Source organism: Janibacter sp. YB324 (assembly GCF_014217915.1).
Lineage (GTDB): Bacteria > Actinomycetota > Actinomycetes > Actinomycetales > Dermatophilaceae > Janibacter > Janibacter indicus.
The window spans coordinates 2,667,997-2,694,575 of record NZ_CP060120.1 but is presented as its reverse complement, the minus strand read 5'-3'; the positions used below and the strand labels follow the sequence as shown (position 1 = coordinate 2,694,575).

The following is a 26,579-nucleotide window of genomic DNA, read 5'->3' as shown; positions in this document are numbered from 1 at the left end:
GTCGGCTGTCGAGGTCAACGTCCGGGGGGCACACGGAGTTCCCCCTGGGGACAACGGTACGGGCCGCCGGGTGGGAAGTGGATCCCGACCCGACGGCCCGTGCCGTCTGTCACTGACTCAGGTCAGTGATGGTGCCTCAGTGCTGGGCGCTCTGGCGGCGACGCGCCAGGACGAGCGTGCCGGCGCCGGCGCCGGCGAGGAGGGCCCCACCGAGGAGGAACGCGGCGCTGTTGGTGCCGGCCGGCTCCTGGACTCGCTGGAAGCCGTCGGTCTGGACGACGCCCGGGGTCTCGGGACCCTTTGAGCCGTTGTCGTCACCGGGGCTCGTGGTGGAGCCGCCGTTGTCGTCGGGGTTGACCCACGGGGCGTAGTACTCGACATTGCAGCCGCCGGCGACCGAGCCGTCGTTGCCGTTGGCGTCGATGCAGTCCTCGGAGACGAGGCGGACGTAGTCAGTGCCCTCGGCGAAGGGGAAGTCGCGGGTGTTGGACCCCTCGGAGACATTCCACTCGATGGTGCGCAGGACGTTCTTGTCGCCGTCGAGCAGGAGGACGCTGATCACGCCGTCCTGGTCAGCGGTGCCCTCGACCGTGAAGCTCTTGCCGTCCTCGGTGATCGGGAGGCTGTCGGGCTCGATGAACCAGTCGTTGACCTCGGGGGCCGCCGTCGTGGAGGACGAGGTGGACGAGGGCGCCGACGTCGTGGAGGTGGCGGACGGCTCGGACGTGGTCGTCGAGGTCGGCTCGGACGTGGTCGTCGAGGTCGGCTCGGACGTGGTCGTCGAGGTCGGCTCGGACGTGGTCGTCGAGGTCGGCTCGGACGTCGTGGTGGAGGTCGAGGTCGGCTCGGACGTCGTGGTCGGCTCGGAGGTGGTCGGCTCGGAGGTCGTGGGCTCCGACGTCGTCGGCTCGGAGGTGGTGGGCGTGGGCTCGGCCTCCTCCTCGACGGTCACGGTGTCGATGACCTTGTCGCCGTCGGCGTAGGTGCAGGTGGACTCGATCGGGCTGAGCGTGCCGGCCTCACCCGCGGCGTTGTAGCCGTGGAAGGTCGCGGTGAAGCTCTCGGGGGCCGAGATCGTGTAGGTGCCGGCGACCTCGGGCGTGACGGCGATGGCGTCGCCGCTGATCGGCAGGTCGGGGGTGTCGTCCTGGGTCCAGCCGCCGTTGTCCCCGTCGTAGATCTTGGTGCGGGCGATCGACAGGTCGGTGGTGAAGGTCGCCGACTCGGTGCCGTCGCTCAGGGTGGCCTCGACGCCGGGGATCTCGGCGCGGACGTCTTCCCACTGCAGGGCGCCGGCCATGCCGTTGGCCAGGGCGCTGGTGAGGGTGACGGTGCCGCTGGGCTTGACCGACAGGTCGGTGCCCACCGTGGTCGTCTCCGGGGCATCTGTGTCGAGCGTGACGGCCAGCGTCTGCTCGCCGAGCGGCGTCGTGCACGTGTAGTTGAGCGTCGTCGCCGCCTGGGCCGGGACGCTGACGGCGATGCCCGCCAGCCCCAGTCCCGTGACGAGTGCGGCGCCCGCGGACAGGCGGGCAGTGAGGCGCTTGGCCATGTGAATTTCTCTCCCCTAGTCGTGATGCCCCCGGTGCGAGGCACCTTCCCGCCGAAACTTACCGGCCGCTGGGAGCCCTCACAACCCTTTCCCAGCAACGTATTACCGATCGGTCACTGGGCGTGGACGGGCTGGGAGGCGGGCGCCGGGCCCGGCGCGAGGCCGCCGGACGACGGCGAAGCGCCCCGGGGAGCCTCCCCGGGGCGCTGCGTCAGACGCGTGGAGCGCGGTCAGTGCTGCGCGGCCTTGCGGCGCGCGACGACCACGGTCGAGGCGCCGGCACCGGCGAGCAGGAGCCCGCCGAGAGCGATGGCCGTGGGGCTCGTCAGTGCCGACCCGGCGGTGACGCCGTCGGTCTGCACCACACCGGGCACCTCGGGCTCACCGGCGTCGCCGGACCCGGCGCCCGCGTCGTCGCCGGCGTCGTCACCGGAGCCGGTGTCGTCGGCGGGCGGCTCCTCGGTGTCGTCGGCCGGCGGGTCGCTCGGCTCCTCCGGCTCGGCCGGCGGGTCGCTCGGCTCCTCCGGCTCGGCCGGCTCCTCGGGCTCCTCGGCGGGCGGCTCCGCGTCGCCGACGGCGACGGTGCCGACCGTCGCGTCCTCGGGAGCGGTGCACTCGATCTGGAAGATGAAGCCGTCCTGGTTCTCGAGCTGGGCGGTGAAGTCGCCGGCCGTGATCGGGACGTTGACGTCCTCGGCCGGGGCGGTCTCCTCCGTGCTCTCGCCGGTGGCGTCCACCGAGACGGTGCCGGTGGCGGGCACGTCCGTCTTCGGGACGGTGAGGGCCACGTCGCGGGCGGTCCCCCCTTCGCCGAAGGTGTAGGTCGTCTCGGCCGTGCCCTCGAGGGAGGTCACGCCCAGGCCCTGCATCGTCTCCGTGGCGTCGGCGCCGGGGGTGACGGTCGCGGTGACGGCGCCGGCCGGGATCGTCTCGCCCTGCTCGACGGCCTCCGGCACGTCGAGGGTCAGGTCGACCGTCCACGGGTCGGTGAACTGGATGTTCTGCCCGACCTCTTCGCAGGTGTACTCGAGGCTGCCGGTGACCTCCGCCGAGGCGGGCGCCGCGGTGGCGACCCCCATCAGGCCGAGCCCGGTGACGAGGGCGGCGCCCGCGGAGGCGCGGGTGGTGAAGTTGGTCATGGAGTTCCCCATCTTCGGTGGTCACGCCCCCGAGACCGGGGGCGCGGTCGTCCCGGCAACCTACCCGCGGGTAGCAATGGGTGCCACCGGAGTGGGGAGGGGTGTGGGTGGGGTCACGTTCCGGGCGCGGAAGGCGCCGCATCGCCCGCAGCGGGGCTACTTGTCGACGTCGCCGACGACGAAGAACATCGAGCCGAGCACCGAGACCATGTCGGCGACGAGGCAGCCCGGGAGCAGCTCGGCGAGCACCTGGACGTTGTTGAAGGAGGCCGAGCGCAGCTTGAGCCGCCACGGGGTCTTCTCCCCGCGGGAGACGAGGTGGTAGCCGTTGAGCCCCAGCGGATTTTCGGTGGCGGTGTAGCGCTCGCCCTCGGGCACCTTGAGCACCTTGGGCAGGCGCTGGTTGATGGGTCCGCGGGGCAGCGACCGGAGCCGCTCGACGCAGGCGTCGGCGAGGTCGAGGCTGACGTGGGTCTGCTCGAGCAGGACCTCGAGGCGGGCGAGCGAGTCGCCGGCGGTCCGCGTGACGACCCGACCGGGCCCGCCGTCGCCGAAGAGCTCGCCGTAGGCGAGGTAGGGAGCATCGCGTCGCAGGTCGATGTCGACGCCGCTGGCCCGGGCGATCGGCCCGGAGACGCCGTAGGCCTCGGCGAGCGAAGGGGGGAGCACCCCGATACCGCGGGTGCGGGCCTCGAGGATCTCGTTGCCGACGAGCATCGCCTCGAGCTGCGGCATGCGGGCGCGCACGGCCGCAACGGCCGTCGTCACCCGGTCGAGCCACCCCGCGGGCAGGTCCTCCTTGAGCCCGCCGACCCGGTTGAACATGAAGTGCATCCGGCCGCCGGAGATCTCCTCCATGACCGCCTGGATCTCCTCGCGCTCGCGGAAGGAGTAGAAGATCGGGGTCATCGCCCCGAGCTCGAGCGGGTAGGAGCCGAGGAACATCAGGTGGTTGAGCACGCGGTTGAGCTCGGCGAGCAGGGTACGGGTCCACGTCGCCCGCTCGGGGACCTCCATGCCGAGCATCGCCTCGACGCCGAGGACGACGCCGAGCTCGTTGCCGAAGGCGGAGAGCCAGTCGTGCCGGTTGGCCAGGACGGTGATCTGGCGGTAGTCGCGCACCTCGAAGAGCTTTTCGGCGCCGCGGTGCATGTAGCCGACGACGGGGTCGGCGGAGACGATGCGCTCGCCGTCGAGGGCGACCCGCAGCCGCAGCACGCCGTGGGTTGCCGGGTGCTGGGGGCCGATGTTGAGCACCATGTCGGCGCTGGCGAGCGACCCGTCGCCGACCCCCACGTCGAGGGTCCGGGTGCCGGAGGTGCCCGGGGTGCTCGTCATGCCCGCCAGTATGCGTCAGGTGCAGTGGTGCCGTGCGGCTTTGGCACCATGGTCGGGTGCCGATGTCCCGACGAGCGCGACGCCTGGGCGCGGGGCTGACCGTCCTCGCGCTCACTGTGGCGATCCTCGGCGCCTGCACGGACGAGGCGCCCTACCGCGCCGAGGGGACGGCCGCGGTGGAGGGCACTGCGGTGCTCGACCCGTGGTTCGACGCGGTCAGGGGCGATGGCGACGACGCGGCCGACGTCGTGGTCCTCGGTGACTCCGTGAGCGAGGGTGCCGGCATGAGCACCGATCTCGAGCGGCGCTGGGTCGATCGGCTCCAGGCGAAGCTGCGCCAGCGGTCGGGCACCGCGGACTGCCCGACCGACCCGGGCGGCTGGCACGGGACCACCTCGCTCGTGCCCGCGACCTATCGCGCCGGCACGCTGCCCGACCCCGTGGTGCGCGGCCGCGCGATCCTCACCCCGACGCTGGGCCCCGGCGGCCGGGGCGTCGGGCTCCAGCCGGGCGCGAGCGTCTCGTGGCAGGTCGAGGCGCAGTCGGTGGACATCGGCTACCGCACCCGGTTCAGCGGCGGGCCTTTCCAGGTGCGCATCGACGGCGAGATCCCGCTCGACGGTCTCGCCGTGCCGACCGACGCCGACGGGGGAGCCGAGCGGCGCACCTGGTCCTCGGGGGACCTCGGGCCGGGCACGCACACGGTCACCGTCGTCAACGACCAGCCGCGCAGCACCGGCCGTCGGGCGGTCATCACCGACCTCATGCCCTATCGCGGGGACCGTGACCGGTGCGTGCACGTGCTCGACTCCTCGCGGGCCGGCGTGCGTGCCTCGACGATCGCGCAGACCCCGGCCTACCTGCGCGATGCGCTGTCGCTCGACCCCGACCTGCTCCTCGTGCCGCTCGGGTTCAATGACCAGCGGGCCGGGGACTCCGCGCGGCAGTTCGGCGAGAGCCTCGACGGGATCATCCGGCAGAGCCGCGCGATGGGCTACGAGGGCCCGATCCTCATCGTCGGGTGGTTCCCGCCGAAGCGGGTGGCCGGCCAGGCCGACTGGGACGACTACCTGTCGGTGATGCGGGGGCGCACCCGGCACGAAGGCGTGAGCTTCATCGACCTCTCGCCGGTGCTGCCGGCGGCCGACCCCGACTCGAGCTACTTCCTCGACGGGCTGCACCCCTCGGCGCGGGCCCAGCCGCTCATGGCCGAGGCCCTCGCCGACGTGCTCGCCCCGACGCCGGACAGGACGCCGACCTCATCGTCGCCCGCGACGACGAGCGAGGCGTCACCCGACCCGTCGCAGCGCCCACAGGAACCCTCCGGGACCCCCTGACGTCAGCGCGCTCGCCTGCGACGCTCGGGCGAGGGCCGCCAGGTAGCTGGCCGGGTCGCTGCGGGCCAGGTCGAGCGGTGGTCGTGCGCCGTCGAGACCCAGCTCGCGCAGTGCCTCCCGCTGGGTGAGCAGCCGGTCGGGGCGAAGGGAGTCCATCGCCACGTGGGCGGTCAGGTCGCATCCACCGTCCGGCACCGGAGCGCAGACCGCGCCGTCGACGTAGCCGACGAGCGACCCGGCGGGTGGCCGGTCGTCGCGGGTGTGCCCGTAGTCGACGGCGACGACGAGGCCGGAGTGCACCCCCTCGACGAGTCCGGCGAAGGCGGCGTCGCGCGTGCGGCCCACCTCGACGCGGTCGCCGGGCTCGCGGGGTGCGGGCCACCATGCGTCGGCCCACTCGAGGTCGGCGCCCCCGAGCGGCGGACCGAGACGCTCGGCGCCGCTCGGCCCGACGTGCACCTCGCGCAGCGTGCCGTCGTCGTCGACCTCGGCCACCGGGCAGGGCACGACGTCGAGCCACTCGTGGGCGAGGACGAGGGCACCCGTGAGGTGGCCGAGGTCCGGCAGGTGTCGGCCGCCGGGGGAGCGGACCCACTCGACCCGCTGGGCGAGGTCTGCCGGCCGGTCCACGACGTCGGTGCCCACGAGGCGGATCGACGGATCGGCCTGTGCGGCAAGGGCTTCGAGCAGCTCGCCGCGGCCGCAGGCGACGTCGACGATCGTGGTGAGCGACTCCCTTCGGGCCAGCTCGAGCAGGGCACCGGCGAGCAGCTCGGCGGCTCCGCCCTGCGCGGACGTCGCGAAGTGGCCGGCCGGTCCCTCCGGCCGCCGGTAGAACCCCCCTTCGCCGTACAGGGCCTCGTGCCATGCCCGCTCCCACGTCCGCTCCACCCGCACGACACTAGGCAAGGGCGAAGGGGGGATGCGTCCGCGGGTAGCGTCGGGGCCGTGAGCGAGCCAGACCCGAGCGGCGGACGACCGCCAGCCCCTGCCCGGCCGACCCTGCGGGTCGGCGTCGTCGGAGCCGGTCGCGTCGGCGCCGTGCTCGGGGCTGCGCTGCGCGCCGCCGGCCACGAGGTCGTCGCGGTCTCGGCGGTCTCCGACGACTCCCGGGAGCGGGCCGAGGCCCTGCTGCCGGGCGTGCCCGTGCGGCCCGTCCCCGAGGTGGTGCAGTCCGCGCAGCTCGTGCTGCTCGCCGTCCCCGACGACGCACTGACCGACCTCGTCGCCGGCCTGCACTCGACCGGGACCTGGGTGCCGGGGCAGCTCGTGGCCCACACCTCGGGCCGGCACGGTCTGGCTCCCTTCGCGCCGGTCGCCGACGCGCTGCTGCCGATGGCGATCCATCCCGCGATGACCTTCACCGGGACCAGCCTCGACCTGGCGCGGCTGGCCGAGTGCTGCTTCGGCATCACGACGCCGGAGGCGCTGCGGCCGGTCGCCGAGGCGCTCGTCGTCGAGATGGGTGGCGAGCCGGTGTGGGTGCCCGAGGAGGCCCGCGGCCGCTACCACGCCGCTCTCGCGCACGGCAGCAACCACCTCGTCACCCTCGTCGCCCAGGCCATGGAGGTGCTGCGCTCGGCCGGGATCGACCCCGCGGACCGCGTGCTGCGCCCGCTCCTGCAGGCGAGCCTCGACAACGCCCTGTCGTCGGGTGACGCCGCCCTCACCGGACCGGTCGCCCGCGGTGATGCCGGTACCGTGGCCGCGCACCTCGCGGAGCTCGCCGATCTGCCGGAGGACGTCGCCACCGCCTACCGCGCGCAGGCCCGGGCCACCGCCCTTCGTGCGCAGCGCAGCGGCCGACTCCGCGGGGACGACGCCGCCACGATCCTGACCACCCTCGACGAGGAGACCCGATGACCACCGCCCCCGTCGTCGCCCGCACCCGCGACGAGCTCGCACCGGCCCGGGCCGCCCTCACCGACGGCGACGTCGCCGTCGTCATGACCATGGGTGCCCTCCACGAGGGGCACGCGCGACTCATCCGCACCGCCCGCGAGCGGGCGCGGCACGTCGTCGTCACGATCTTCCTCAACCCGCTGCAGTTCGGTCCCAAGGAGGACCTCTCGCGCTACCCGCGCACCTTCGACTCCGACCTGGAGATCTGCACCCGCGAGGGCGTCGACCTCGTCTTCGCGCCGACACCCGATGTCATCTACCCCGACGGTGACCCGGGAGTGCGCATCTCGGCCGGGCCGCTCGGCGACGTCCTCGAGGGGCAGTCGCGCCCGGGGCACTTCGACGGGATGCTCACGGTCGTCGCCAAGCTCATGCACCTCACCCGCGGTGACCTCTTCTATTACGGGCAGAAGGACGCCCAGCAGCTGCTGCTCATCAAGCGGATGGTCCGCGACATCGACTTCCCCGGCAGCGTCGTCGCCGTGCCGACCGTCCGCGAGGAGGACGGTCTGGCGATGAGCAGCCGCAACACCTATCTCTCGCCCAGCGACCGGGAGACCGCGCTCGCGCTCTCCCGCGCCCTGCGTGCCGGCGCCGCCCGCGCCGTCGAGGGCCCCTCGGCGATCCGGCGGGCCGCCCGCGAGGTGCTCATCGAGGAGCCGCTCGCGCTCGTCGACTACCTCGTGCTCGTCCACCCGACGACGCTCGAGGACGTGCCTGAGTGGTACCAGGGCGAGGCCCTGCTCGCCGTCGCGGCCCGGGTCGGCACGACCCGGCTCATCGACAACATCCCGGTGCTCCTGGCGCCCGGGGGAGGTGCGCGCGAGACCTTCGCCGAGTGAGCCTGCGCGCACCGCGCCATGGGCACGAGGCGGATTCTGCGAGACTGGTGGGCGCTCACCTCGCCTCACGACATAAGGACACTCGCGTGCAGCGCTTCATGCTCCACAGCAAGATCCACCGGGCCACGGTCACCCAGGCCGACCTGCACTACGTCGGGTCGCTGACCATCGACATGGACCTCATGGACGCCGCCGGCATGCTGCCCGGCCAGCAGGTCGACGTCGTCGACATCGACAACGGCAACCGCCTGACGACCTATGCGATCGAGGGCGAGCGCGGCAGCGGCATCGTGTGCATCAACGGCGCGGCCGCCCGGCTCGTCTCGCCCGGCGACCTCGTCATCATCATCGCCTACGCCGCGATGGACGACGAGGAGGCGCGCACCTTCGAGCCCAACGTCGTCTTCGTCGACGGCGACAACAAGATCGTCGAGCAGTACCACGACGCCGGTGACGTGCCCGAGGGCTTCGGCCTGAAGACCTCCGCGGTGACCCACCGTGGCCCGGACGGCGCCCTCGGTGCCTGACCCGACTCTGCATTCCCCCGGGGCAATGCAGGCACCTGGGCCCGAGCCGGCGGCGGTCACCCTGCCGCGGTACCTCGGCTCGCCCGCGCCGGGGTGGACGAGCGAGGCGGACGTCCTCGTCGTCGGCTCCGGCATCGCCGGCCTCACCTGTGCCCTGCGCCTGCGCGAGCAGGTCGACCGCGTCCTGCTCGTCACCAAGACCCGGCTGTCGGAGGGGTCGACCGCGTGGGCCCAGGGCGGGATCGCCGCCGCCCTGGCGCCGGAGGACTCCCCGGCCGAGCACCTCGACGACACCCTCGTCGCCGGGGTCGGTCTGTGCGACGAGGACGCCGTCGAGGTGCTCGTCACCGAGGGTCCGGCCCGGGTGCACGAGCTCATCGGTCTCGGGGCGCAGTTCGACCGCGACGCCACCGGCGAGATCACCCTGACCCGCGAAGGGGGGCACCACCGCGATCGGATCGCCCACGCCGGCGGTGACGCCACCGGCGCCGAGATCTCCCGGGCGCTCATCGCCCAGCTCGAGGCCGTGCGGGCCGACCCCGGCATCGAGGTCATCGAGCACGCGCTCGTCGTCGACCTGCTCACCTCGGCGGACGGCAGCGTGTGCGGTGCCACCGTGCACGTGATCGGCGAGGGCGAGATCGACGGCGTCGGTGCGGCCCGTGCCCGGGCGGTCGTCCTGGCGACCGGCGGCCTCGGCCAGATCTACTCCGCGACGACCAACCCCTCGGTCGCCACCGGTGACGGCATGGCGGCCGCGCTGCGTGCCGGGGCGGCCCTCGCCGATCTCGAGTTCGTGCAGTTCCACCCGACGGTCATGCACCTCGGCGAGGGCGCGACCGGTCAGCAGCCGCTCGTCTCGGAGGCCGTCCGCGGCGAGGGTGCCCGGCTCGTCGACGCGGCGGGCGAGGCCTTCATGGCCGGCCTGCACCCGATGGCCGACCTCGCCCCGCGAGACGTCGTCGCCCGGGCGATCCTCGAGCGCATGGAGGCCACCGGCACCGACCACGTCTTCCTCGACGCGCGGCACCTCGGTGGCGACTTCCTCGAGCAGCGCTTCCCGACGATCGTCGCGCGCTGCCGTGAGCTGGGCATCGACCCGGCGACCGAGCCGATCCCCGTGGCCCCCGCCCAGCACTACGCCTCCGGTGGGGTGCGCGCCGACCTGCGCGGCCGCGCCAACCTGCCCGGTCTCTACGCGTGCGGCGAGACCTCGTGCACCGGTGTGCACGGCGCCAACCGGCTCGCGAGCAACTCGCTGCTCGAGGGCCTGGTCTTCGCCCACCGCATCGCCGAGGACCTCACCGCCCGGCTGGCAGCCGGCGAGCTGCCGCTCCAGGAGCCGACGACCGAAGGGGGGACCGCCCTCCTCGATGCCGCGCACCGCCGCGAGGTGCAGCAGGTGATGACCCGCGGGGTCGGCCCGCTGCGCTCGGCTGACTCGACGGCCGGTGCGCTGGCCGAGCTCGCGGACCTGGCGGCCCGATCGACGACCGACGCCGAGCCCGGGCCGCAGACCTGGGAGACGACCAACCTGCTCCACCTGGGCCAGGCGCTGGCGACTGCCGCCCACCTGCGCGAGGAGACCCGCGGTGGGCACGTGCGCCGCGACCACCCGCACCACGACGACCAGACCTGGGCCGCGCACCTGCTCCACGTGCGCGACCCCGATGACGGCGAGCTCGCCGTCATCAAGCTCGACGTCGACCTGGCGTGGCCCGCGGACGACGAGGACGAGACCGACGAGCCGCAGGAGGCCGAGCAGTGAGCACCGAGCACTTCCCCGAGCCGGACGCGCGACGCGTCGTCGCCCTCGCCCTGGACGAGGACCTCGGGCCGCAGTCGCTCGACGTGACGAGCACCGCGACGATCCCGGCCGACCAGGTGGGCATCGGCCAGGTCGTCGCCCGCGCTCCCGGCGTCCTCGCCGGTGGGCCGGTCATCGCCCTCGCCCTCGACGAGGTGGCTGCGCGGACGGGAGGGGTTCCCCCTTCGCTCGACGTGCGGATCGCCGACGGGACGGCGCTGGAGCGTGGCGACGTCGTGGCCGAGCTGCGGGGGCCGCTGCGGCAGGTGCTCATGGCCGAGCGGACCGTGCTCAACATCCTGTCGCGCCTGTCGGGGGTGGCGACCCACACGCGGCGGTGGTCCGATGCGCTCGCGGGCACCGGGTGCACCGTGCTCGACACCCGCAAGACGACGCCGGGTCTGCGCGCGCTGGAGAAGTACGCGGTCCGCTGCGGCGGAGGGACCAACAAGCGCATGGGGCTCTTCGACGTCGCGATGGTCAAGGACAACCACAAGATCGCGGCCGGGGGAGTGGGGGCGGCCTATGCCGCGATCCGGGAGCGCTTCCCCGACGTGACCGTCGAGGTCGAGGTGACCACGACGGCCGAGGCGATCGAGGCGCTCGAGGCCGGGTCGCGCTTCCTCATGTGCGACAACATGTCCGTCGACCTGCTCCGCGAGACGGTGGCCGCCGCGCGGGCCTGGGGCGCGGAGCGCGGCGAGAGCGTCGAGATCGAGGCGACCGGGGGGCTGACGCTCGAGGTCGCCGCCGACTACGGCGCCACCGGCATCGACTGGATGAGCGTCGGCGGGCTGACCCACTCCTCGCCGATCGTCGACCTCGCGCTGGACCTCGTCTGACGTGCTGAGCGTCCGGGGACTGACCAAGGCCTACGGCGGCCGCGTCGTCGTCGAGGACCTCGACCTCGACGTCGCCGCCGGTGAGGTCGTCTCCCTCGTCGGGCCCAACGGCGTCGGCAAGTCGACGGTGCTGCGGTGCCTGGTCGGCCGCGAGACGCCCGACGCGGGCGAGGTGCACCTCGGCGAGGCCCGGCTGGACACGCGAGTGCCGCAGACCAGACGGGCGCTGTGCACGGTCCTCGGGGATCTCGGCCTGCTGCCCGACCTCACCGTCGCCGAGCACCTCGACCTGCTGGCCCGCGCCCACGGGGTCGAGGGCGTGGCCGAGGTCGTCGCCGGCGCCCTCGATGAGGCCCGCATCGAGCACGTCGCCGACCAGCTGCCGACGACCCTGTCCTCCGGGCAGGCGCAGCGCTTCGCGCTGGCCTCGGCGATGGTGCGGCCCTGGGCGCTGCTCGTCGCCGACGAGCCCGAGCAGCGGCTCGACGACGCCGGACGCGCGTGGCTGGGGGACTGGCTCGGAGCCCACGCGGCGACCGGCCGGGCGGTCCTCGTGGCCTCGCACGACCCCGACGTCGTGGCGCGCAGCGGGGCCCGGGTCGTGCAGATCGAGGGCGATGCCTGAGCGGGCGGCCGCTGACCAGTGGGCGGCGAAGGGCGCGGCGCCGGCGGAGGACCGCGCCGGCGCCCGGGAGGCGCTGCGCGCGGCACGCGGAGGCGTGCATGCCGCGGGCTGGGGGCAGGTCCTGCAGGACTGGTACGTCGGGCTCTTCGTCACGGCGACCCTGCTCGTCATGCTCTTCGCCGCCACCGGACCGTCGATCCTGCGTCCCGACTGCGCCACCGCGACCTGCCTGACCGGCGCGCACCACCTGTGGCTCGCGAGCGGGATGGCCCTGCTGGGCAGCATCGCCGCGATGCTCGGTCTGCGGGCGGCCGGACCCGCCTGGGCCGATCGGGGGCAGGCGACCTGGCTGCTGTCGACGCCCGCCGACCGGGGCGTGCTGCTGCGCGGAGGGATCCTTCGGGTGGGCTTCGTCGCCGTCGTCGCCGCCGCGGCCTGGGGAGTGCTCGCCGGCTTTGCCCTCGTCGTCGGGCTGGGGCGGGAGTCCGCCCCGGTGGCACCGATCGCTGCGTGCGCGCTCGCGGGTGCCGTGGTGGCCGTGCTCCTCACCGCGCTGGCGCTGTGGCGCCAGGGCGGCGCGGTGCTGCCGGGGCGGGCCGCTCGGGCCGTGCCGGACGCCGAGCTGCTGCGGGCGGGCGAGGTCACCGGTGCGGTCGGTGCCTCGACGCTCATGCTCGACCCCACCGCCCTCGAGGTGCTCTCCTCCCGACGCCGGATGGGGCGTCGCGGGCGCCACCCCAGCAGGCCGGGCACCGGGGGAGCGGTCACCGGATGGCTCGTCGTCGAGGTCCGCGCGCTGCGGCGTCGCTGGTCGCGGGTGCTCGGTGCCCTTCTCGGGTGCGGCGTCGCCCTCGTCGTCGGCCTGCTCCTCGGTCATCTCGCGGGGATGCTCGTCACCTCGGTCGTCGGGCTCGTCCTCGCCCGGGTCGGCGGCGGGGGCCTGATGGCCTGGGTGTCGACTCCGGGGCTGCGGCGGGCCGTCCCGGCCCACCCCGCGGCCGTGGCTGCGGCACTGGCGGTGCCCCCCTTCGTCGTGGCGGGGGTGGGTGCCGCCGTGGCCCTGCTGCCGCTCGGGCTCCCGTGGTGGGCGCCGCTCGCGGTGGGGCTCGGGGCGACCGCCGCCGCGGTCCGCGCCGCCGAGCCGCCGCCGGCCGAGCTCGGGTTGGTGCTCGCCACCCCGGCGGGGCCGCTGTCCACCGGGCTCGTGCGCTCGGTCGTCCACGGTACGGATCTGGCGCTGGCCGTCGGGCTGCTCGTCCTCGCCGCGCACGCCCAGGGGGTCGGGCCGCTCGCCCTCGCCGCGGCAGCGGGCCTGCTCGGCTGGCAGTTGCTGCGGTCGAGGGACTGACGGGCGGGATTCGGGGAGGGGAGGGGAGCGCGGATATCGTGGTGCCCCATGAGCGACGCCCCCATCGAGACCCCTGCCGACGACGAGCTGCCGGAGCAGATGCGCATCCGGCGCGACAAGCGCGACCGCATCCTCGCCGACGGCAAGCAGGCCTACCCCGCCGGCGTCGCCCGCACCCACACCCTGGCCGCGGTCAACGAGACCTGGCAGCACCTCGAGACCGGCGAGGAGACGCAGGACGTCGTCACCGTCGCCGGCCGGGTGATGTTCGTTCGCAACACCGGCAAGCTCGCCTTCGCCGCGCTCCAGGAGGGCATCGGCACCCGGCTGCAGGTCATGCTCTCGCTCGCCGAGGTCGGCGAGGAGTCGCTCGCGGCGTGGAAGTCCGACGTCGACCTCGGTGACCACGTCACCGTCACGGGCCGGGTCATCCGTTCCCGTCGCGGCGAGCTGTCGGTCATGGCGACGAGCTGGGAGCTGGCGTCCAAGGCGCTGCGGCCCCTGCCCGTCCTGCACAAGGAGCTCTCCGAGGAGAGCCGGGTGCGTCAGCGCTATGCCGACCTCGTCGTGCGCCAAGAGGCGCGCGACATGGTGCGGACCAAGGCCGCCGCGCTGCGTGCGGTGCGCTCCACGCTCGACGGCGAGGGCTTCATCGAGGTCGAGACCCCGGTGCTGCAGCTGGTCCACGGCGGTGCCGCGGCACGCCCCTTCGGCACCCACATGAATGCCTTTTCGCAGGACATGTCACTGCGGATCGCCCTCGAGCTCAATCTCAAGAAGGCGGTCGTCGGTGGCATCGACAAGGTCTACGAGATGGGCCGCATCTTCCGTAACGAGGGCGTCGACTCCACGCACAGTCCCGAGTTCACGATGCTCGAGGCCTATGAGGCCTATGGCGACCAGCGCACCATGGCCGAGCTGACCCGCCGCATCTACCTCGCGGTCGCCGATGCCATCGGCTCGCGCACCGTCGAGACCCCGCAGGGCACGGTCGACCTCGACGGCGAGTGGCGGTGGCTGTCGGTCTACCCGGGGCTGTCCGAGGCCCTCGGTCGGGAGATCACGCCGGACACCCCGGTCGAGGAGCTGCTCGCGCTCGCGGCCGAGCGCGACCTCGAGATCGACCCCGCTCTGCCCCAGGGCAAGGTCGTCATGGAGCTCTTCGAGGAGCTCGTCGAGCCGACGATCCTCCAGCCCACCTTCGTGTGCGACTACCCGGCCGAGGCCCAGCCTCTGGCCCGGCGCAAGGACGAGGACCCGCGCCTCATCGACGCCTGGGACCTCATCATCGCCGGCGTCGAGCGGGCGACCGGCTTCACCGAGCTCGTCGACCCGGTTGTCCAGCGCGAGGTGCTCACCCAGCAGTCGCTCGCCGCGGCGGCCGGCGACCCCGAGGCCATGCAGCTCGACGAGGACTTCCTGCGGGCGCTCGAGTACGGCGCCCCGCCGATGGGCGGTATCGGCATCGGTATCGACCGGATGGTCATGTTCTTCACCGGTGTCGGCATCCGCGAGACCATTCTCTTCCCGCACCTCAAGCCCGAGGCCTGACATGGAATTCATCACCGAGTACTGGCCCTATGCGGCCGCATTGTTGCCCACCGTCGGCGTCGCATTCCTCTTCTACTGGATTATTCGCTACATGCTGGAAGCAGATCGGCGTGAACGAAAGGCGCTCGCCGACTGGAAGGCGGAGCACCAGAAGAATGACGGAGCATCGACGAATTCCTCCTCCGAAATGGATTCTTCGTCCCATGGATGACTATTGTGGGAAATGACAGTTATTTCTCACGAATGGAGGCATCCATGGCACAGCGCGTTCAGGTCATCCTCGAAGATGACATCGACGGCGGTGACGCCACCGAGACGGTCACCTTCGGTCTCGACGGCGTGACCTACGAGATCGACCTCAACGACTCCAACGCCCAGGCCCTGCGTGACGCCCTCGCCGGCTATGTCGGCGCCGGCCGTCGCGTCGCCGGTCGTCGCTCGACCTCGTCGGCCTCCTCCTCGCGCTCCAGCAGCAACGAGCTGGCCAAGATCCGCGAGTGGGCCCGGGCCAACGGCCACGACGTCTCCGACCGCGGGCGCATCAGCCAGAAGGTGCGCGACGCCTACGCCAAGGCCAACGGCTGAGCGCGACACTCGCACCCGACGAGCTGCGCGCCGTGGTGGCGCAGCTCTCCCGGCATCTCGCCGTCCTCGAGGTCCGGGTCGCCGACGACGGTGACCCGGACCTCGGTGTTCCCCTGGCCGATGCGCTCCGGATCGCGCCGGGCTGGATCGACACCTACCGCGACCTGACGATCGCCCAGTCCGGGACCGCCCCACCTGGGATGCCGGGGGCCTTCGTCCTGCAGTACCTGATCGACCCGCTCGCCTCGGTCATCGCGACGGCCGCAGCGGTCACGCCCTTCGTCCTGGCGGCGGAGGCCGGGCTCTGGTCGATCGGTCTCGACCCGACCTATCTCTACCCGGTCGCGGTGCAGGTGCGCCCCGGCGACCACCGTCGCGTCGACGAACCCGCAGAACGCCTCGCGCAGGCCCGTGAGGGCTATGTCGCGACCGCTGGGCGGATCGCCACCGAGCTCCCGACTCCTACCCGGATGAGCAGTCGACAGCGTCTCGGCATGGTCGAGGACATGTGGCGGATCGCCCTGGCCAAGGTCGCCGGAGACCCGCCGCCCGACCGGCGCTCGTGCTGCCTGATCTACTCGCTGCCCGGCTGCGTGCCCTGCGCCGGGTGCCCGCGGCTGCGCTGACCTGCCGCGGTTCGGACGGCCGTGGCCAAGAAGTACGATCGCGGATACTGTTCTGCACCAATGACGAGCATCGTCGCGGATTTGCCGCTGCTCGTGCACGTGAGAATGTATTTCGGGAGGCTGCTGTGCGCACCGCGATCGTCGGCTGCGGCGAGGTCGGGACGACCTATGCCGGAGCCCTCCTCGAGACGGGCGGGCACGACCTCGTGCTCGTCGACCCCGCGCCGCGCGCCGGGCTCGTCGCCCTGGCCGCGGAGCACGACCTGACCGTCCACGCCGGCCCCGGCGCCTGGCTGCGTGACGTCGACGCGGCCTGGCTCTGCGTCGCCGGCGACATCGCCCACGAGGTCCTCGCCGAGGCGCACTCCTGGCTGCCGCAGGGCGCGCGCGTCCTCGACCTGACGACCGCCTCGCCCGACGACAAGCGCCGCTCCGCGGCCCTCCTCGCCGGCGTCGGCACCTATGTCGACGTGGTCATCATGGGCGCGATCGCCATGGGCGGTGCCGCCACCCCGCTCCTCGCCGCCGGACCCGACGCCGCGACCGCCACCGCCGAGCTCGCCGCGATCGGGGCGCCCGTGCGCGTGCTCCCCGAGGCCGGCCCGGGTGACGCCGCGGCGCTGAAGCTGCTGCGCAGCATCCTCACCAAAGGCATCGAGGCGCTCGGCGTCGACTGTCTGGCGGCCGCCGAGGCTCTCGGGGTGCGCGAGCAGCTGCCCGTCGTCCTCGCCGACATCGACAGCGGGGGGCTGACCCCCTTCGTCGAGGCGGTCGTCGGGACCCACCCGCTGCACGCCGAGCGGCGACGCCACGAGGTGCACCGCGCCGGGCAGCAGCTCGCTGCGCTCGGGCGCCCCTCCGCGCTCGTCGACGCGGTCGAGGCGCGGTTCGCGGCGACCGTCGCCACCACCTGACCCCACCACCGACAGGAGCACCCATGGACCTCGGAATCACCGGACGGACCGCGCTCGTCCTCGGCGCCGGCAGCGGGCTCGGCGCCGCGATCGCCCACGCCCTCGCCGCCGAGGGCGTAACCGTCGTCGCGGCGGGGCGCACCCTCGCCAAGGTCGAGGCGACGTCCGCCGACATCACCGCCGCGGGCGGCACCGCGCACGCGCTCGCCTGGGACCTCGCCGAGGTCGACGCGGTCGACGCACGCGTCCGCGAGGCGGAGACCCTCGCGGGTGGCGGCATCGACATCCTCGTCGGCAACACCGGAGGCCCGCCGCCCGGTGGCGTCGTCGGGCACGACCTGCAGGTGTGGGAGTCGCACTTCCGCTCGATGGTCCTGTCCGTCATCGCGATCACCGACCGGGTGCTGCCCGGCATGCGCGAGCGCAGGTGGGGCCGGATCATCACCTCGACCAGCTCGGGCGTCGTCGCCCCGATCCCCGGGCTCGGCCTGTCCAATGCGCTGCGCAGCACCCTGGTCGGGTGGTCCAAGACCCTCGCCGGTGAGGTCGGCGGCGAGGGGATCACCGCCAATGTCGTCGTGCCCGGGCGGATCGCGACCGACCGCGTCGCCTTCCTCGACGAGAGCAAGGCGCAGCGCGAGGGCAGCACGCCCGAGCAGGTCGCCGCGGCCAGCCGCGCGAGCATCCCGGCCGGCCGCTACGGCGAGCCGCACGAGTACGGCCAGACCGTCGCCTTCCTCGCCAGCCAGCCCGCCGCCTACGTCAACGGCTCGGTCGTGCGGGTCGACGGCGGCCTCGTCCCCGCGATCTGACCAGGAGCCCCTCATGACCATCACCCGCGGCACCAGCGGCGTCTACGCCATCGCGCCGACCCCCTTCGAGCCCGACGGCAGCATCGACGTCACCAGCCTCGACCGGCTCGTCGACTTCTACGGCGAGGTCGGCGTCGACGGGCTGACCGTCCTCGGCCAGCTCGGCGAGGCGCCCAAGCTCGACCAGGACGAAGCCCTCGACATCGCCCGACGGGTGATCGCCCGCACCGACGTGCCGGTCGTCGTCGGGGTGAGCGCGCCCGGCTTCGCCGCGATGCGCTCGCTCACCGCAGCCGTCATGGACGCCGGCGCCGCGGGCGTGATGATCGCGCCTCCGCGCACCCTGCGCACCGACGACCAGGTCGTCGGCTACTACTCCGGGGCCGCGCAGGCCATCGGGACGGACGTCCCCTTCGTCGTCCAGGACTACCCGCTGACCTTCGACGTCCAGATGACCCCGGGCGTCATCGCGCGCATCGCCCGCGATACCCCGGGCGCCGTCATGCTCAAGCACGAGGACTGGCCCGGGCTGGACAAGATCACCGCCCTGCGCGAGCTGGAGGCGAAGGGGGAGATGCCGCGGCTGTCGATCCTCACCGGCAACGGCGGGCTCTTCCTCGACTACGAGATGGAGCGCGGCGCGGACGGCGCGATGACCGGCTACTGCTTCCCCGACCTGCTCGTCGACGTCGTGCGGATGTCGCGGGCGGGAGAGCGCGAGGCGGCCCACGACCTCTTCGACGCCCACCTGCCATTCATCCGCTACGAGCAGCAGCCCGGGGTCGGGCTGGCGGTGCGCAAGCACGTGCTGCAGCGCCGCGGGATCCTCGCGCACGACGCGCAGCGCACCCCGGCTCGGGGACTGTCGGCGACGGCCCGCGCCGAGGTCGACCACCTGCTCGAGCGGCTGGCCCGGCACGACGCCCGCGCGGCGCTCTGAGATGACCCGCAGCGACCACGTCTACGAGACGCTACGCTCCCAGATCCTCTCCGGCGAGCGGGCGCCCGGCAGCCACGTGCCGGAGGAATCGCTGACGCAGGCGCTCGGCGTGAGTCGCACGCCGGTGCGTGCGGCCCTGCAGCGGCTGGCCGACGAGGGGCTGGTCGAGGTGCGGGCGCGCCGGGGCGCCTTCGTCGCGGAGTTCACCCGCGCCGACGTCGACGAGGTCTTCGAGCTGCGCACGCTGCTCGAGCGACGGGCGGCGCAGCGCGCGGCGACCCACCGCACGGCCGAGCAGGTCGGCCGGCTGGGTCGGCTCGTCGACGAGATGGCGGCCCTCGCCGCGGCGCCGGGGGAGCGGCAGCGGGACGAGCTGCACCACAACAACCGTGACTTCCACGAGCTCGTCCTCACGGCAGCGGCGTCGCCGCGGCAGTACCGCATCGCGACGGGGCTGGCGAGCTCGTCGCCGACGCCGGGGACCTTCTTCGACTACGACGACGAAGACATCGCCCGCAGCGTCGACTTCCACCGGCTCATCACCCGGGCGATCGAGCAGGGGCAGGGCGAGCTGGCCGGGGACCTCATGGCCGCGCACATCGGCTTGGCGCACGAGAGCTTCGTGGCGCGGCGCTTCGCGGTGTCGCGTGGCGGCTCGGCCGACGGCTCGGCCTAGGGCTCGAGCAGCGGGGCGAGCAGGTCACCGTGCTCGTCGAGGCGGTCGAGCACCTGCTCGATGTCGAGCTGCTCGAGCTCGTCGGGGTCCTCGGCGCCGGCCTCGACCTCGTCCCAGGTGCGGGGCGCCGCGACCCACGGGTCGTCGCGCCCGCGCATCGAGTAGGGGCAGACCGTCGTCTTGGCCGCGACATTCTGGCTCCAGTCGAGGAAGACCTTGCCCGGCCGCAGCGTCTTGGTCATCTTCCACAGCACGAGGTCGGGGTGCTTGCGGGTCATCTCCTGGGCGAGCTGCTGGGTCAGGTCGCGCACCTGGTCGCTCGTGAGGTCACCGCCGAGCCGGGCATAGAGCTGCATGCCCTTGCTCCCCGACGTCACGGGGTGCAGGTCGAGCCCGAGCCCGCCGAGCCGCTCGCGCAGCAGCAGGGCAACCCGGGCGCACTCGTGCAGTCCGGCGGGCTTGCCGGGGTCGAGGTCGATGACGAGTCGATCGGGGTTGCGCGGAGTGCCCTCAACGTCGACGCGCCACTGCGGCACGTGCAGCTCGATGCTGTTGAGGTTGACGAGGTAGGTCAGCTGGGCGAGGTCGTCGACGAGCGGGTAGGTGACGTCGTGGACCTGCACCCGCGGCAGCCAGCTGGGTGCGCCGGAGGGCAGGTTCTTCTCGAAGAAGCTCTCCCCACCCGTGCCGTGCGGCCACCGCACGCGGGTCACCGGGCGGCCGGCGAGGTGCGCGAGCACCGTCTCACCGGCTCGGGCGTAGTAGCTGAGGATCTCGCCCTTCGTCGTCTCGGTCGCTGGGTACATGACCTTGTCGAGGGAGGTGAGCCGCAGGGTGCGACCGCCGACCTCGACGCGGGTCACCGTGCCCTGGGGATCAGCCATCGCTCGTCTCCTGCAGGTCGGTGGCGGTCAGGTCCGTGCGCACCCGCTGGAAGGAGGGCTGCCGCAGCCGGCCCCCGGAGCTGCGGCCCAGGCTCGCGACGTCGATGACGACCTGTGGCTCCACCCAGGTCGTGCCGGTCGCGTCCTCGCGCGGCACCTCCCCGACGAAGGGGGATCCCGTCACCTCGAGCGGCCGCAGCCGTGCCAGCAGGCCGGCGCCGGCCCGGCCGGCGAGCCCGGAGCCGACCCGCCCGACGAAGTCCCACCCCGCGGGGCCCGGCAGGCCGACGAGCACGGCGCCGAGACGTGAGCCGCCGACCTCGGGACGCCACCCACAGACGACGACCGAGATGCCGTCGCGGTGGGGGAGCTTGAGCCAGTCGGGGGAGCGGCGGCCGGGAGCATAGGTCGAGCTGCGGCGCTTGGACACGATGCCCTCGAGCCCCTGCTCGGCGGTGGCCGCGAGCAGCCTCTCGCCGTCGTCGTGGACGGGTGGGACCTGCACGCGCGGGCCGTCGAGCTCGAGCTGCTCGAGGAGGGCTCGGCGGGCCGACCACGGCTGGCCGGTGAGGTCCTGGCCGAGCAGCCGCACGACGTCGAAGACGACGAAGGTCACCGGGTGGGCGACCGCGGCCCGGGCAGCGCGGCGGGCGTCGCCGATGTGCATCCGCTCGGCGAGCGCGCCGAAGCTCGGTCGTCCGTCGACGAGGGAGACCACCTCGCCGTCGAGGAGCATGTCGTCGAAGAGGTCGGCGAGCGGGACGAGCTCGGGGAAGGAGACCGTGACGTCTCGGCCCGACCGGCTCGTGAGCGTCAGTCCGCCCCCGCGTACGTCGGCGAGCACCCGCATGCCGTCCCACTTGATCTCGTGCACCCAGTCGGGGCCGCGCGGGACGGCCTCGGCGAGGGTGGCGAGCATCGGGCGCATGCGTCCATCCTGCAGCACCCACGGGCGTGGGATGCTGGCGCGCATGCCGATCCAGCCCACGCGACGCGCGCTTCTGGCGGCGGCGAGCGTGCCGCTGCTCGGCGCGTGCGGGCGAGGGTCGGGCGACGACCTCGAGCCGACCGAGCTGACGCTCGCCACCGGCAACCCGGGCGGCGTCTTCCACCGCTACGGCGAGGCCCTCGCGAAGGTGTGGCAGGAGCGGCTCGACGGCATCACGGTGCGCACTCGGGGGACCAATGCCTCGGTCGACAACGTGCGTGAGGTGTCGGAGGGGGTGAGCGACATCGGCTTCAGCCTCGCCGACACGGCGGCGGACGCCCGAAGGGGGCGGGGCACCTGGGGCGAACCGGTCGACCTGTGGGCCCTGGCGCGGGCCTACGACAGCTTCGTCCACCTCGTCGCGCGGGCCGACTCGCAGGTGCGGGCGGTGACCGACCTGCGCGGGCTGCGGGTGAGCCTCGGCGCGAGCGGGTCCGGCACGCGGGGCATCGCCTGGCGGTGCATGCGCGCGGCCGGGCTGGGCGCGGACGACGTCGAGTCGGTGGCCGAGACGCTGCAGCGCTCCGCGGACGGGCTCGCCTCAGGTGACCTCGACGCCTTCTTCTTCGTCAGCGGTCTGCCCAACACGGCGGTGCTGCACCTGTCGCAGGGCATGGAGGTCCGGCTCGTGCCGCTCGGGCACCTCGTGCCACGGCTCGTGCGCGACCACGGCAGCGAGTTCTCCCGATCGTCGATCCCGGCGTCGACCTACGGCCAGGAGCGCGCCGTCGACACCGTGAGCGTGCAGAACTACCTGCTCGTGCGCCGTGCGCTTCAGCTCGACCTCGTCCAGGCCCTGACCCGGGTGCTCTTCGAGGAGCAGCCGCGCGTCGACGAGCTCGCCGGAGGAGTGCGCCAGCCCAACATCGGCACGGCGATCTACACCTCGCCGCTGCCCCTGCACCCCGGCGCGCTCCGCTACTACCGCGAGCAGCGCGACTAGGTCGGCGAGGGCCCTGGTCGTGCTCTCGGCGGGCCCTGCCCGGCCTACGCCGCCGGGAGGACGAGCGTCACGGTGAGCCCGCCGGGCGTGGGCGAGCCGGGCGTCGTCGGTCCGACCTCGAGGTCACCGCCGCAGTCGGCCAGACGCGCGCGGACGATGGCGAGGCCGAGGCCGGTTCCGGGCACGTTCTGGTGGGCCCGGCCGCGGAAGAACCGCGCGCCGACCTTGGCCACGTCGTCGGGGTGCAGGCCGCGACCGCGGTCGGCGACGCGGACGCGGACGGTGCCGGGGCCCCCTTCGCCGGTGGTGTCATGGGGTGCCCGCTCCACGGTGACGGAGACGGGGGAGCCGGGCGCGAACTTGGCGGCATTGTCCAAGAGCGCGTCCATCGCCGTGTCGATGACCTCGGCGCTCGCCAGGGCCATGACCGAAGGGGGCGAGCTCACCTCGAGGTCGGCGAAGACCGGGGCCCACATCTGGCAGCGGTGGCGCACGAGGGCGGCGACGTCGACCGGCTCGGGATGCACCTGGACCGCGCCGACCTGGCTGAGGTGGAGCAGTGACTCGACGGTGGCGCTCAGCCGGTCGGTCTCGTCGAGCACGGGCTCGAGGTCGTCGTGGTCGACGCCGTCGGAGGCGAGGTTCTCGACCCGTAGGCGCAGCGCGGTGAGGGGGTTGCCGAGCTGGTGCGCGGCGTCGGCGACGAGCTCGCGCTGCTGGGCCTGGGAGGCCTCGACGCTGTCGGCCATGTCGTTGAAGGAGCGGGCCAGGTCACGCAGCTCGCTCGGCCCGGTCTCGCTGGCCCGGGCGGTCATGTCGCCCGAGCTCAGCCGGGTCGCGGTGCGGTCGAGGGCGCGCACCGGGCGCAGCACCCAGCCGACGAGCGGCCGGATGACGCCGTAGGCCGTGAGCAGGAGCGTGGCGAGGGCCACGGCCGCCATGAGCCCCAGCCGGAGGGCGACGTCGGCGCGGGCCGAGTCGGTCGGGGCGACGACGACCACCGCGCCGAGGACCTGGGCGTCCCGGCCGACGGGCGAGCCGACGAGCATGTCGTGGCGGCGCCACGGCCACGCCGTGTCGGGCGCCTCGGTCGTGGCTCCGGTCAGGGCGCGGGTCACGGCCGCCTCGGCCGCAGCCCCGTCCACCCGCTCGCCCGCGACGAGCACCGGCTCGCGGTTGGCGTCGACGACGATCACTGACCCGCCGTAGACCTCGGTGTAGCGGCGCAGCTCGCTCGACAGCGTCGTCGTCTCGTCGGTCTCGATCGCGTCCTCGGCGAGCACGGCGAAGCGCGCGACGTCCCCGAGACGGCCCACGAACTGGTCCTGCGTGCGGTCGGCCGCGTAGGCGGCGAGCAGCGGCACCATGAGCGCGAGCAGCAGCATCGTCAGCAGCGGCAGCGCGATGACGAGTATCCGACGACGCACGGCTATCCCCCGGGGTTGATCCGGTAGCCGATGCCCCGCACGGTCTCGATGAGCTGCGGCCGCCCGAGCTTGGTGCGCAGCGCCGACACGTGCACGTCGAGGGTGCGTGAGGCGCCGACCCACGAGGTGTCCCAGATCGACTCCATGAGCGACTCCCGGCTCACCGCGTCACCGTCGGCGTCGACGAGCGTCGACAACAGGTCGAACTCCTTGCGCGTCAGGGCCACCTCGGTCTCGCCCGCCCACACCCGGCGAGCGCCGAGGTCGAGCCGCACGTCGGCGACGTGGTCGATCGACTCGGGGACCCCGTGACCGGAGCGGCGCATCACCGCGTCGATGCGGGCCATGAGCTCGGCCAGCCGGTAGGGCTTGGTGACGTAGTCGTCGACGCCCGCGCGCAGCGCCGAGACGACGGAGGCCTCGTCGCGGCGCGCGGTGACGGCGATGATCGGCACCCCGTCGCGCTCGCGGATGCGCCGGCAGACGGTCAGGCCGTCCTGGTCGGGCAGCCCCATGTCGAGCAGGACCAGGTCGGCCCCGGGAGCGGCCTCGACCGCCTCGGCTGCGGTGCCCGCGCGGGTCACGGTGAGGTGCGCGCGGCGCAGGGCCGGGGTGAGTGCTGCCACCACCCGGTCGTCGTCCTCGACGAGCAGGACTCGCATGTCTCCTCGATCGGCGCTCGGTCCGGGCCCAAGGTCAGATGTATGTAAAGTCCGCCGGGCCTCGGCTGTGTGTGACCTGAATCGCACCTACGTTACCCGGCATGCCAACGGACAGCGTCGCCCGTGAGCAGCAGCTCACCCCCGAGCCCGTCGACGTCGACGACATCGTCGCCGACTACGACGAGGAGAAGCCCTCGCGCCACCTCTCGCCGCGCCTCGAGCTCTTGGTGGGGGCCTGGTGCTTCCTCGTCGCGCTCTTCGTGCTCAAGCAGGTCTTCGACCCCGTCGAGCAGGGCAGCCAGTACTACCTCGTGATCTTCCTCGCGGTGACCCTGCCGCTCGTCTTCCTCACCTACCGGATGCGCGGGCGAAGGGAGCGGGCCGCCGACATCGACCCCGGCACCGACACCGTCGGGCGCCGTGCCGCCACGGACAACCCCGGGATCCTCGACTGGGTGCTCGCCGGTCTGGCGATGCTCGTCGGGCTCTACCCGATCCTGCCGATCCCGCTGAACGACCTCGGCTTCGGCGGCTACGAGGGCTTCCTCGACCGCCAGGGCTCGCTGCTGACGATGGACATCGTCGCCGGCATGGTCCTCATGGTCCTCGTCCTCGAGGCGACCCGCCGCACGACCGGGCTCGTCCTGCCCGTCGTCTGCCTCGTCTTCTTCGCCTACGCCTACTACGGCGGGTTCCTGCCCGTCGGGTGGTCGATCAGCCACCTCGGCCTGAACATCGAGCAGATCATCAACGCCCTGTTCAACGAGGCCTCCGGATTCTTCGGCGTCCCCCTCGACGTCGCGGCGACGTACATCGTGCTCTTCACGATGTACGGCGCCGTTCTCGACCGTATGGGCGCCGGGCGCTTCTTCGTCGAGTTCAGCTTCTCGCTCTTCCGCAAGTCCGCCTCCGCCCCGGGCCGCACAACCGCGCTCTCCGGCTTCCTCCTCGGTACCGTCTCCGGGTCGGGCACCGCGACCGCGGTGACGCTCGGTTCCTTCGCCTGGCCGATCCTCAAGCGGGCCGGCTACCCCAAGGAGGCCGCCGGCGGCATGCTCGCCGCAGCGGGCATCGGCGCGATCCTCTCGCCGCCGACGATGGGCGCCGCGGCCTTCATCATCGCCGAGTACCTGGGGGTCTCCTACGTCGAGGTGCTCATCTGGGCGATCGTCCCGACGCTCCTGTACTACCTCGGCATCTTCTTCGCCGTCGAGATCGACGCCCGCCGCTTCGGGGCCAGCCGCGTCGAGCTGGCGATCGTCAACCCCCTTCGCCTCCTCGCCCGGTCCGGCTACCACTTCATCAGCCTCGGCGTCATCGTCTTCTTCCTCGCCATCGACGTCCCGCCCTTCAAGGCGGTCGTCTACGCGACGGCGGTGGCCGCGCTCTTCGGCCTGGCCGAGTCCTTCCTGTCGCGCCGCCGGGTCGTGAGCGGCTTCGACGACCACGACGAGGACCTCGAGCGACTCGAGCTGTCGGACTCGCTCAAGGACTACGGCCGGCGCCTCTACGGTGCGCTGAGCTCGGGCATCCGCTCCGCGCTGCCGGTCATCGCGGTCTGCGCCGCGGCCGGCGTCATCACCTCGGTGATCGCCAAGACCGGGCTGGGGCAGATCCTCTCCGACGTCCTCGTCACGGCCGCCGACGCGATCGCCTTCAACGACGCCTCGCTCATCGTGCTGTCGGCGTTCTTCTCCGCCATCGCGATCCTCATCCTGGGCCTCGCGGTCCCGGTCACCGCGTCCTTCATCCTCAGCTGGGTGATCATCGGGCCGGCGCTCATCGCGCTCGGCGTGGAGCCGGCCCCGGTCGCGATGTTCATCTTCTACTACGCCGTGCTGTCCGAGGTCTCGCCGCCGACCGCCCTCGCGGCCGTCGCCTCGGCGGCGATCACCGGTGGCAAGGTCATCCCGACGATGATCCAGGCCTGCAAGTACACGCTGCCGGCCTTCCTCGCCCCGATGGCCTTCGTCGTCACCGACAGCGGCTCACACCTGTTGTCGCAGGGCAGCTTCGTCGACATCGTGTGGACCTTCCTCGTCGCCGGGAGCGCGGTCGCCGCCCTCGCGGTCGCGACGACCGGCTGGATGTTCGGGCCGACCAGCCTGCTCGAGCGCGCCCTGTGCGTGCCCGCGGCCTTCCTCCTGCTCTACCTCGTCCCCACGTCCATCGCCCTGGGCTATGCCGTCTTCGCGGTCGCCGTCGTGCTGCACCTCGTCCGGCGACGGATGGTCCGCGGATCCGACCCGACGCCCTCCGACCCGACCCCCGCAACGTGATCCCCCTTCGCCCGTCCGGGCGCCGCCACACCA

General features: G+C 73.2%; 26 protein-coding genes. 18 read left to right on the top strand and 8 right to left on the bottom strand.

The window, feature by feature from the left end:
* Positions 1–136 precede the first annotated feature (136 nt).
* The 3 genes from H7A72_RS13205 to H7A72_RS13195 all read right to left on the bottom strand — a co-directional run bounded on the left by H7A72_RS13205 (position 137) and on the right by H7A72_RS13195 (position 4,029).
* Positions 137–1,552: a DUF6801 domain-containing protein gene (locus H7A72_RS13205; protein ID WP_185220825.1), complete on the bottom strand. Its 1,416-nt coding sequence runs from the start codon at positions 1,550–1,552 to the stop codon at positions 137–139.
* 230 nt (positions 1,553–1,782) lie between these two features.
* The gene (locus tag H7A72_RS13200; RefSeq protein ID WP_143445604.1) at positions 1,783–2,691 is read right to left on the bottom strand and encodes a DUF6801 domain-containing protein; all 909 of its coding nucleotides are present in this window, start codon (positions 2,689–2,691) and stop codon (positions 1,783–1,785) included.
* A 156-nt stretch (positions 2,692–2,847) separates the two neighbouring features.
* A complete protein-coding gene (locus tag H7A72_RS13195) occupies positions 2,848–4,029 on the bottom strand; it encodes an NADH-quinone oxidoreductase subunit D (RefSeq protein WP_185220824.1) in 1,182 nt (393 codons plus the stop codon).
* A gap of 62 nt (positions 4,030–4,091) precedes the next feature.
* On the opposite strand from H7A72_RS13195, the gene H7A72_RS13190 reads away from it, so the two are divergent.
* Complete coding sequence (locus tag H7A72_RS13190; RefSeq protein ID WP_185220823.1) at positions 4,092–5,366, top strand: GDSL-type esterase/lipase family protein; 1,275 nt, start codon at positions 4,092–4,094, stop codon at positions 5,364–5,366.
* Here H7A72_RS13190 and H7A72_RS13185 read toward each other — a convergent pair.
* The gene (locus H7A72_RS13185) at positions 5,319–6,257 is read right to left on the bottom strand and encodes an SAM-dependent methyltransferase (RefSeq protein ID WP_223277648.1); all 939 of its coding nucleotides are present in this window, start codon (positions 6,255–6,257) and stop codon (positions 5,319–5,321) included. The genes H7A72_RS13190 and H7A72_RS13185 overlap by 48 nt on opposite strands.
* Before the next feature lie 57 nt (positions 6,258–6,314).
* Here H7A72_RS13185 and H7A72_RS13180 point away from each other — a divergent pair, with 57 nt between their 5' ends.
* From H7A72_RS13180 to H7A72_RS13110, 15 genes are all read left to right on the top strand, one after another.
* Positions 6,315–7,229: a Rossmann-like and DUF2520 domain-containing protein gene (locus H7A72_RS13180; RefSeq protein WP_185220821.1), complete on the top strand. Its 915-nt coding sequence runs from the start codon at positions 6,315–6,317 to the stop codon at positions 7,227–7,229.
* Complete coding sequence (panC, locus tag H7A72_RS13175) at positions 7,226–8,110, top strand: pantoate--beta-alanine ligase (protein WP_084452530.1); 885 nt, start codon at positions 7,226–7,228, stop codon at positions 8,108–8,110. The genes H7A72_RS13180 and panC overlap by 4 nt, the downstream gene beginning before the upstream one ends.
* Before the next feature lie 86 nt (positions 8,111–8,196).
* The gene (panD, locus tag H7A72_RS13170) at positions 8,197–8,637 is read left to right on the top strand and encodes an aspartate 1-decarboxylase (protein ID WP_072625447.1); all 441 of its coding nucleotides are present in this window, start codon (positions 8,197–8,199) and stop codon (positions 8,635–8,637) included.
* 25 nt (positions 8,638–8,662) lie between these two features.
* Positions 8,663–10,405, top strand: coding sequence for an L-aspartate oxidase (locus H7A72_RS13165; protein WP_084452528.1), 1,743 nt, complete (start codon positions 8,663–8,665; stop codon positions 10,403–10,405).
* On the top strand, positions 10,402–11,286 hold the full coding sequence (gene nadC, locus H7A72_RS13160; RefSeq protein WP_084452526.1) for a carboxylating nicotinate-nucleotide diphosphorylase: 885 nt from the start codon (positions 10,402–10,404) through the stop codon (positions 11,284–11,286). Before H7A72_RS13165 ends, nadC begins: the two co-directional genes overlap by 4 nt.
* Position 11,287: 1 nt before the next feature.
* On the top strand, positions 11,288–11,911 hold the full coding sequence (locus tag H7A72_RS13155) for an ATP-binding cassette domain-containing protein (protein WP_084452524.1): 624 nt from the start codon (positions 11,288–11,290) through the stop codon (positions 11,909–11,911).
* Positions 11,904–13,259, top strand: coding sequence for a hypothetical protein (locus H7A72_RS13150; RefSeq protein ID WP_084452522.1), 1,356 nt, complete (start codon positions 11,904–11,906; stop codon positions 13,257–13,259). Before H7A72_RS13155 ends, H7A72_RS13150 begins: the two co-directional genes overlap by 8 nt.
* Positions 13,260–13,307: 48 nt before the next feature.
* A complete protein-coding gene (gene lysS / locus H7A72_RS13145) occupies positions 13,308–14,810 on the top strand; it encodes a lysine--tRNA ligase (protein WP_185220820.1) in 1,503 nt (500 codons plus the stop codon).
* A 1-nt stretch (position 14,811) separates the two neighbouring features.
* Positions 14,812–15,021 carry a lysyl-tRNA synthetase gene (locus tag H7A72_RS13140; protein WP_185220819.1) on the top strand — a complete coding sequence of 70 codons (210 nt, stop codon included), beginning with the start codon at positions 14,812–14,814 and terminating at the stop codon, positions 15,019–15,021.
* Between the two features lie 44 nt (positions 15,022–15,065).
* The gene (locus H7A72_RS13135; RefSeq protein ID WP_072626324.1) at positions 15,066–15,395 is read left to right on the top strand and encodes an Lsr2 family protein; all 330 of its coding nucleotides are present in this window, start codon (positions 15,066–15,068) and stop codon (positions 15,393–15,395) included.
* Positions 15,396–15,427: 32 nt separating this feature from the next.
* Complete coding sequence (locus H7A72_RS13130) at positions 15,428–16,021, top strand: (2Fe-2S)-binding protein (protein WP_185220818.1); 594 nt, start codon at positions 15,428–15,430, stop codon at positions 16,019–16,021.
* A 125-nt stretch (positions 16,022–16,146) separates the two neighbouring features.
* Positions 16,147–16,935 (top strand): NAD(P)-binding domain-containing protein, encoded by a 789-nt coding sequence (locus H7A72_RS13125; RefSeq protein WP_185220817.1) that lies wholly within the window; start codon positions 16,147–16,149, stop codon positions 16,933–16,935.
* A gap of 23 nt (positions 16,936–16,958) precedes the next feature.
* A complete protein-coding gene (locus H7A72_RS13120) occupies positions 16,959–17,747 on the top strand; it encodes an SDR family oxidoreductase (RefSeq protein ID WP_072625439.1) in 789 nt (262 codons plus the stop codon).
* 13 nt (positions 17,748–17,760) lie between these two features.
* Positions 17,761–18,687, top strand: a complete 927-nt coding sequence (locus tag H7A72_RS13115; protein WP_185220816.1) for a dihydrodipicolinate synthase family protein — start codon at positions 17,761–17,763, stop codon at positions 18,685–18,687.
* Position 18,688: 1 nt separating this feature from the next.
* Entirely contained in the window at positions 18,689–19,363 is a 675-nt protein-coding gene (locus tag H7A72_RS13110; RefSeq protein ID WP_084452511.1) for a GntR family transcriptional regulator, read from the top strand.
* On the opposite strand, the gene ligD (H7A72_RS13105) is transcribed toward H7A72_RS13110, so the two are convergent.
* Together ligD (H7A72_RS13105) and ligD (H7A72_RS13100) are read right to left on the bottom strand one after the other, a co-directional pair.
* Positions 19,360–20,247 carry a non-homologous end-joining DNA ligase gene (gene ligD, locus H7A72_RS13105; RefSeq protein ID WP_185220815.1) on the bottom strand — a complete coding sequence of 296 codons (888 nt, stop codon included), beginning with the start codon at positions 20,245–20,247 and terminating at the stop codon, positions 19,360–19,362. The two genes, H7A72_RS13110 and ligD (H7A72_RS13105), sit on opposite strands and share 4 nt — an antisense overlap.
* Positions 20,240–21,175, bottom strand: a complete 936-nt coding sequence (gene ligD, locus H7A72_RS13100) for a non-homologous end-joining DNA ligase (protein ID WP_185220814.1) — start codon at positions 21,173–21,175, stop codon at positions 20,240–20,242. Before ligD (H7A72_RS13100) ends, ligD (H7A72_RS13105) begins: the two co-directional genes overlap by 8 nt.
* Before the next feature lie 43 nt (positions 21,176–21,218).
* Here ligD (H7A72_RS13100) and H7A72_RS13095 point away from each other — a divergent pair, with 43 nt between their 5' ends.
* Positions 21,219–22,178: a TAXI family TRAP transporter solute-binding subunit gene (locus H7A72_RS13095; protein WP_084452647.1), complete on the top strand. Its 960-nt coding sequence runs from the start codon at positions 21,219–21,221 to the stop codon at positions 22,176–22,178.
* A 44-nt stretch (positions 22,179–22,222) separates the two neighbouring features.
* On the opposite strand, the gene H7A72_RS13090 is transcribed toward H7A72_RS13095, so the two are convergent.
* Together H7A72_RS13090 and H7A72_RS13085 are read right to left on the bottom strand one after the other, a co-directional pair.
* Positions 22,223–23,605: a HAMP domain-containing sensor histidine kinase gene (locus H7A72_RS13090; protein WP_185220813.1), complete on the bottom strand. Its 1,383-nt coding sequence runs from the start codon at positions 23,603–23,605 to the stop codon at positions 22,223–22,225.
* A gap of 2 nt (positions 23,606–23,607) precedes the next feature.
* Positions 23,608–24,267 carry a response regulator transcription factor gene (locus tag H7A72_RS13085; RefSeq protein WP_185220812.1) on the bottom strand — a complete coding sequence of 220 codons (660 nt, stop codon included), beginning with the start codon at positions 24,265–24,267 and terminating at the stop codon, positions 23,608–23,610.
* A gap of 101 nt (positions 24,268–24,368) precedes the next feature.
* On the opposite strand from H7A72_RS13085, the gene H7A72_RS13080 reads away from it, so the two are divergent.
* A complete protein-coding gene (locus H7A72_RS13080; RefSeq protein ID WP_185220811.1) occupies positions 24,369–26,546 on the top strand; it encodes a TRAP transporter fused permease subunit in 2,178 nt (725 codons plus the stop codon).
* Positions 26,547–26,579 lie beyond the last annotated feature (33 nt).

Excerpts from the sequence above, each read along its gene's own strand:
- H7A72_RS13205 (WP_185220825.1), bottom strand. The coding sequence starts at position 1,552 with ATGGCCAAGCGCCTCACTGCCCGCCTGTCCGCGGGCGCCGCACTCGTC.
- H7A72_RS13200 (WP_143445604.1), bottom strand. The coding sequence starts at position 2,691 with ATGACCAACTTCACCACCCGCGCCTCCGCGGGCGCCGCCCTCGTCACC.
- H7A72_RS13195 (WP_185220824.1), bottom strand. The coding sequence starts at position 4,029 with ATGACGAGCACCCCGGGCACCTCCGGCACCCGGACCCTCGACGTGGGG.
- H7A72_RS13190 (WP_185220823.1), top strand. The coding sequence starts at position 4,092 with ATGTCCCGACGAGCGCGACGCCTGGGCGCGGGGCTGACCGTCCTCGCG.
- panC (WP_084452530.1), top strand. The coding sequence starts at position 7,226 with ATGACCACCGCCCCCGTCGTCGCCCGCACCCGCGACGAGCTCGCACCG.
- H7A72_RS13165 (WP_084452528.1), top strand. The coding sequence starts at position 8,663 with ATGCAGGCACCTGGGCCCGAGCCGGCGGCGGTCACCCTGCCGCGGTAC.
- H7A72_RS13150 (WP_084452522.1), top strand. The coding sequence starts at position 11,904 with ATGCCTGAGCGGGCGGCCGCTGACCAGTGGGCGGCGAAGGGCGCGGCG.
- lysS (WP_185220820.1), top strand. The coding sequence starts at position 13,308 with ATGAGCGACGCCCCCATCGAGACCCCTGCCGACGACGAGCTGCCGGAG.
- H7A72_RS13140 (WP_185220819.1), top strand. The coding sequence starts at position 14,812 with ATGGAATTCATCACCGAGTACTGGCCCTATGCGGCCGCATTGTTGCCC.
- H7A72_RS13135 (WP_072626324.1), top strand. The coding sequence starts at position 15,066 with ATGGCACAGCGCGTTCAGGTCATCCTCGAAGATGACATCGACGGCGGT.
- H7A72_RS13120 (WP_072625439.1), top strand. The coding sequence starts at position 16,959 with ATGGACCTCGGAATCACCGGACGGACCGCGCTCGTCCTCGGCGCCGGC.
- H7A72_RS13115 (WP_185220816.1), top strand. The coding sequence starts at position 17,761 with ATGACCATCACCCGCGGCACCAGCGGCGTCTACGCCATCGCGCCGACC.
- H7A72_RS13110 (WP_084452511.1), top strand. The coding sequence starts at position 18,689 with ATGACCCGCAGCGACCACGTCTACGAGACGCTACGCTCCCAGATCCTC.
- ligD (WP_185220815.1), bottom strand. The coding sequence starts at position 20,247 with ATGGCTGATCCCCAGGGCACGGTGACCCGCGTCGAGGTCGGCGGTCGC.
- ligD (WP_185220814.1), bottom strand. The coding sequence starts at position 21,175 with ATGCGCCCGATGCTCGCCACCCTCGCCGAGGCCGTCCCGCGCGGCCCC.
- H7A72_RS13095 (WP_084452647.1), top strand. The coding sequence starts at position 21,219 with ATGCCGATCCAGCCCACGCGACGCGCGCTTCTGGCGGCGGCGAGCGTG.
- H7A72_RS13085 (WP_185220812.1), bottom strand. The coding sequence starts at position 24,267 with ATGCGAGTCCTGCTCGTCGAGGACGACGACCGGGTGGTGGCAGCACTC.
- H7A72_RS13080 (WP_185220811.1), top strand. The coding sequence starts at position 24,369 with ATGCCAACGGACAGCGTCGCCCGTGAGCAGCAGCTCACCCCCGAGCCC.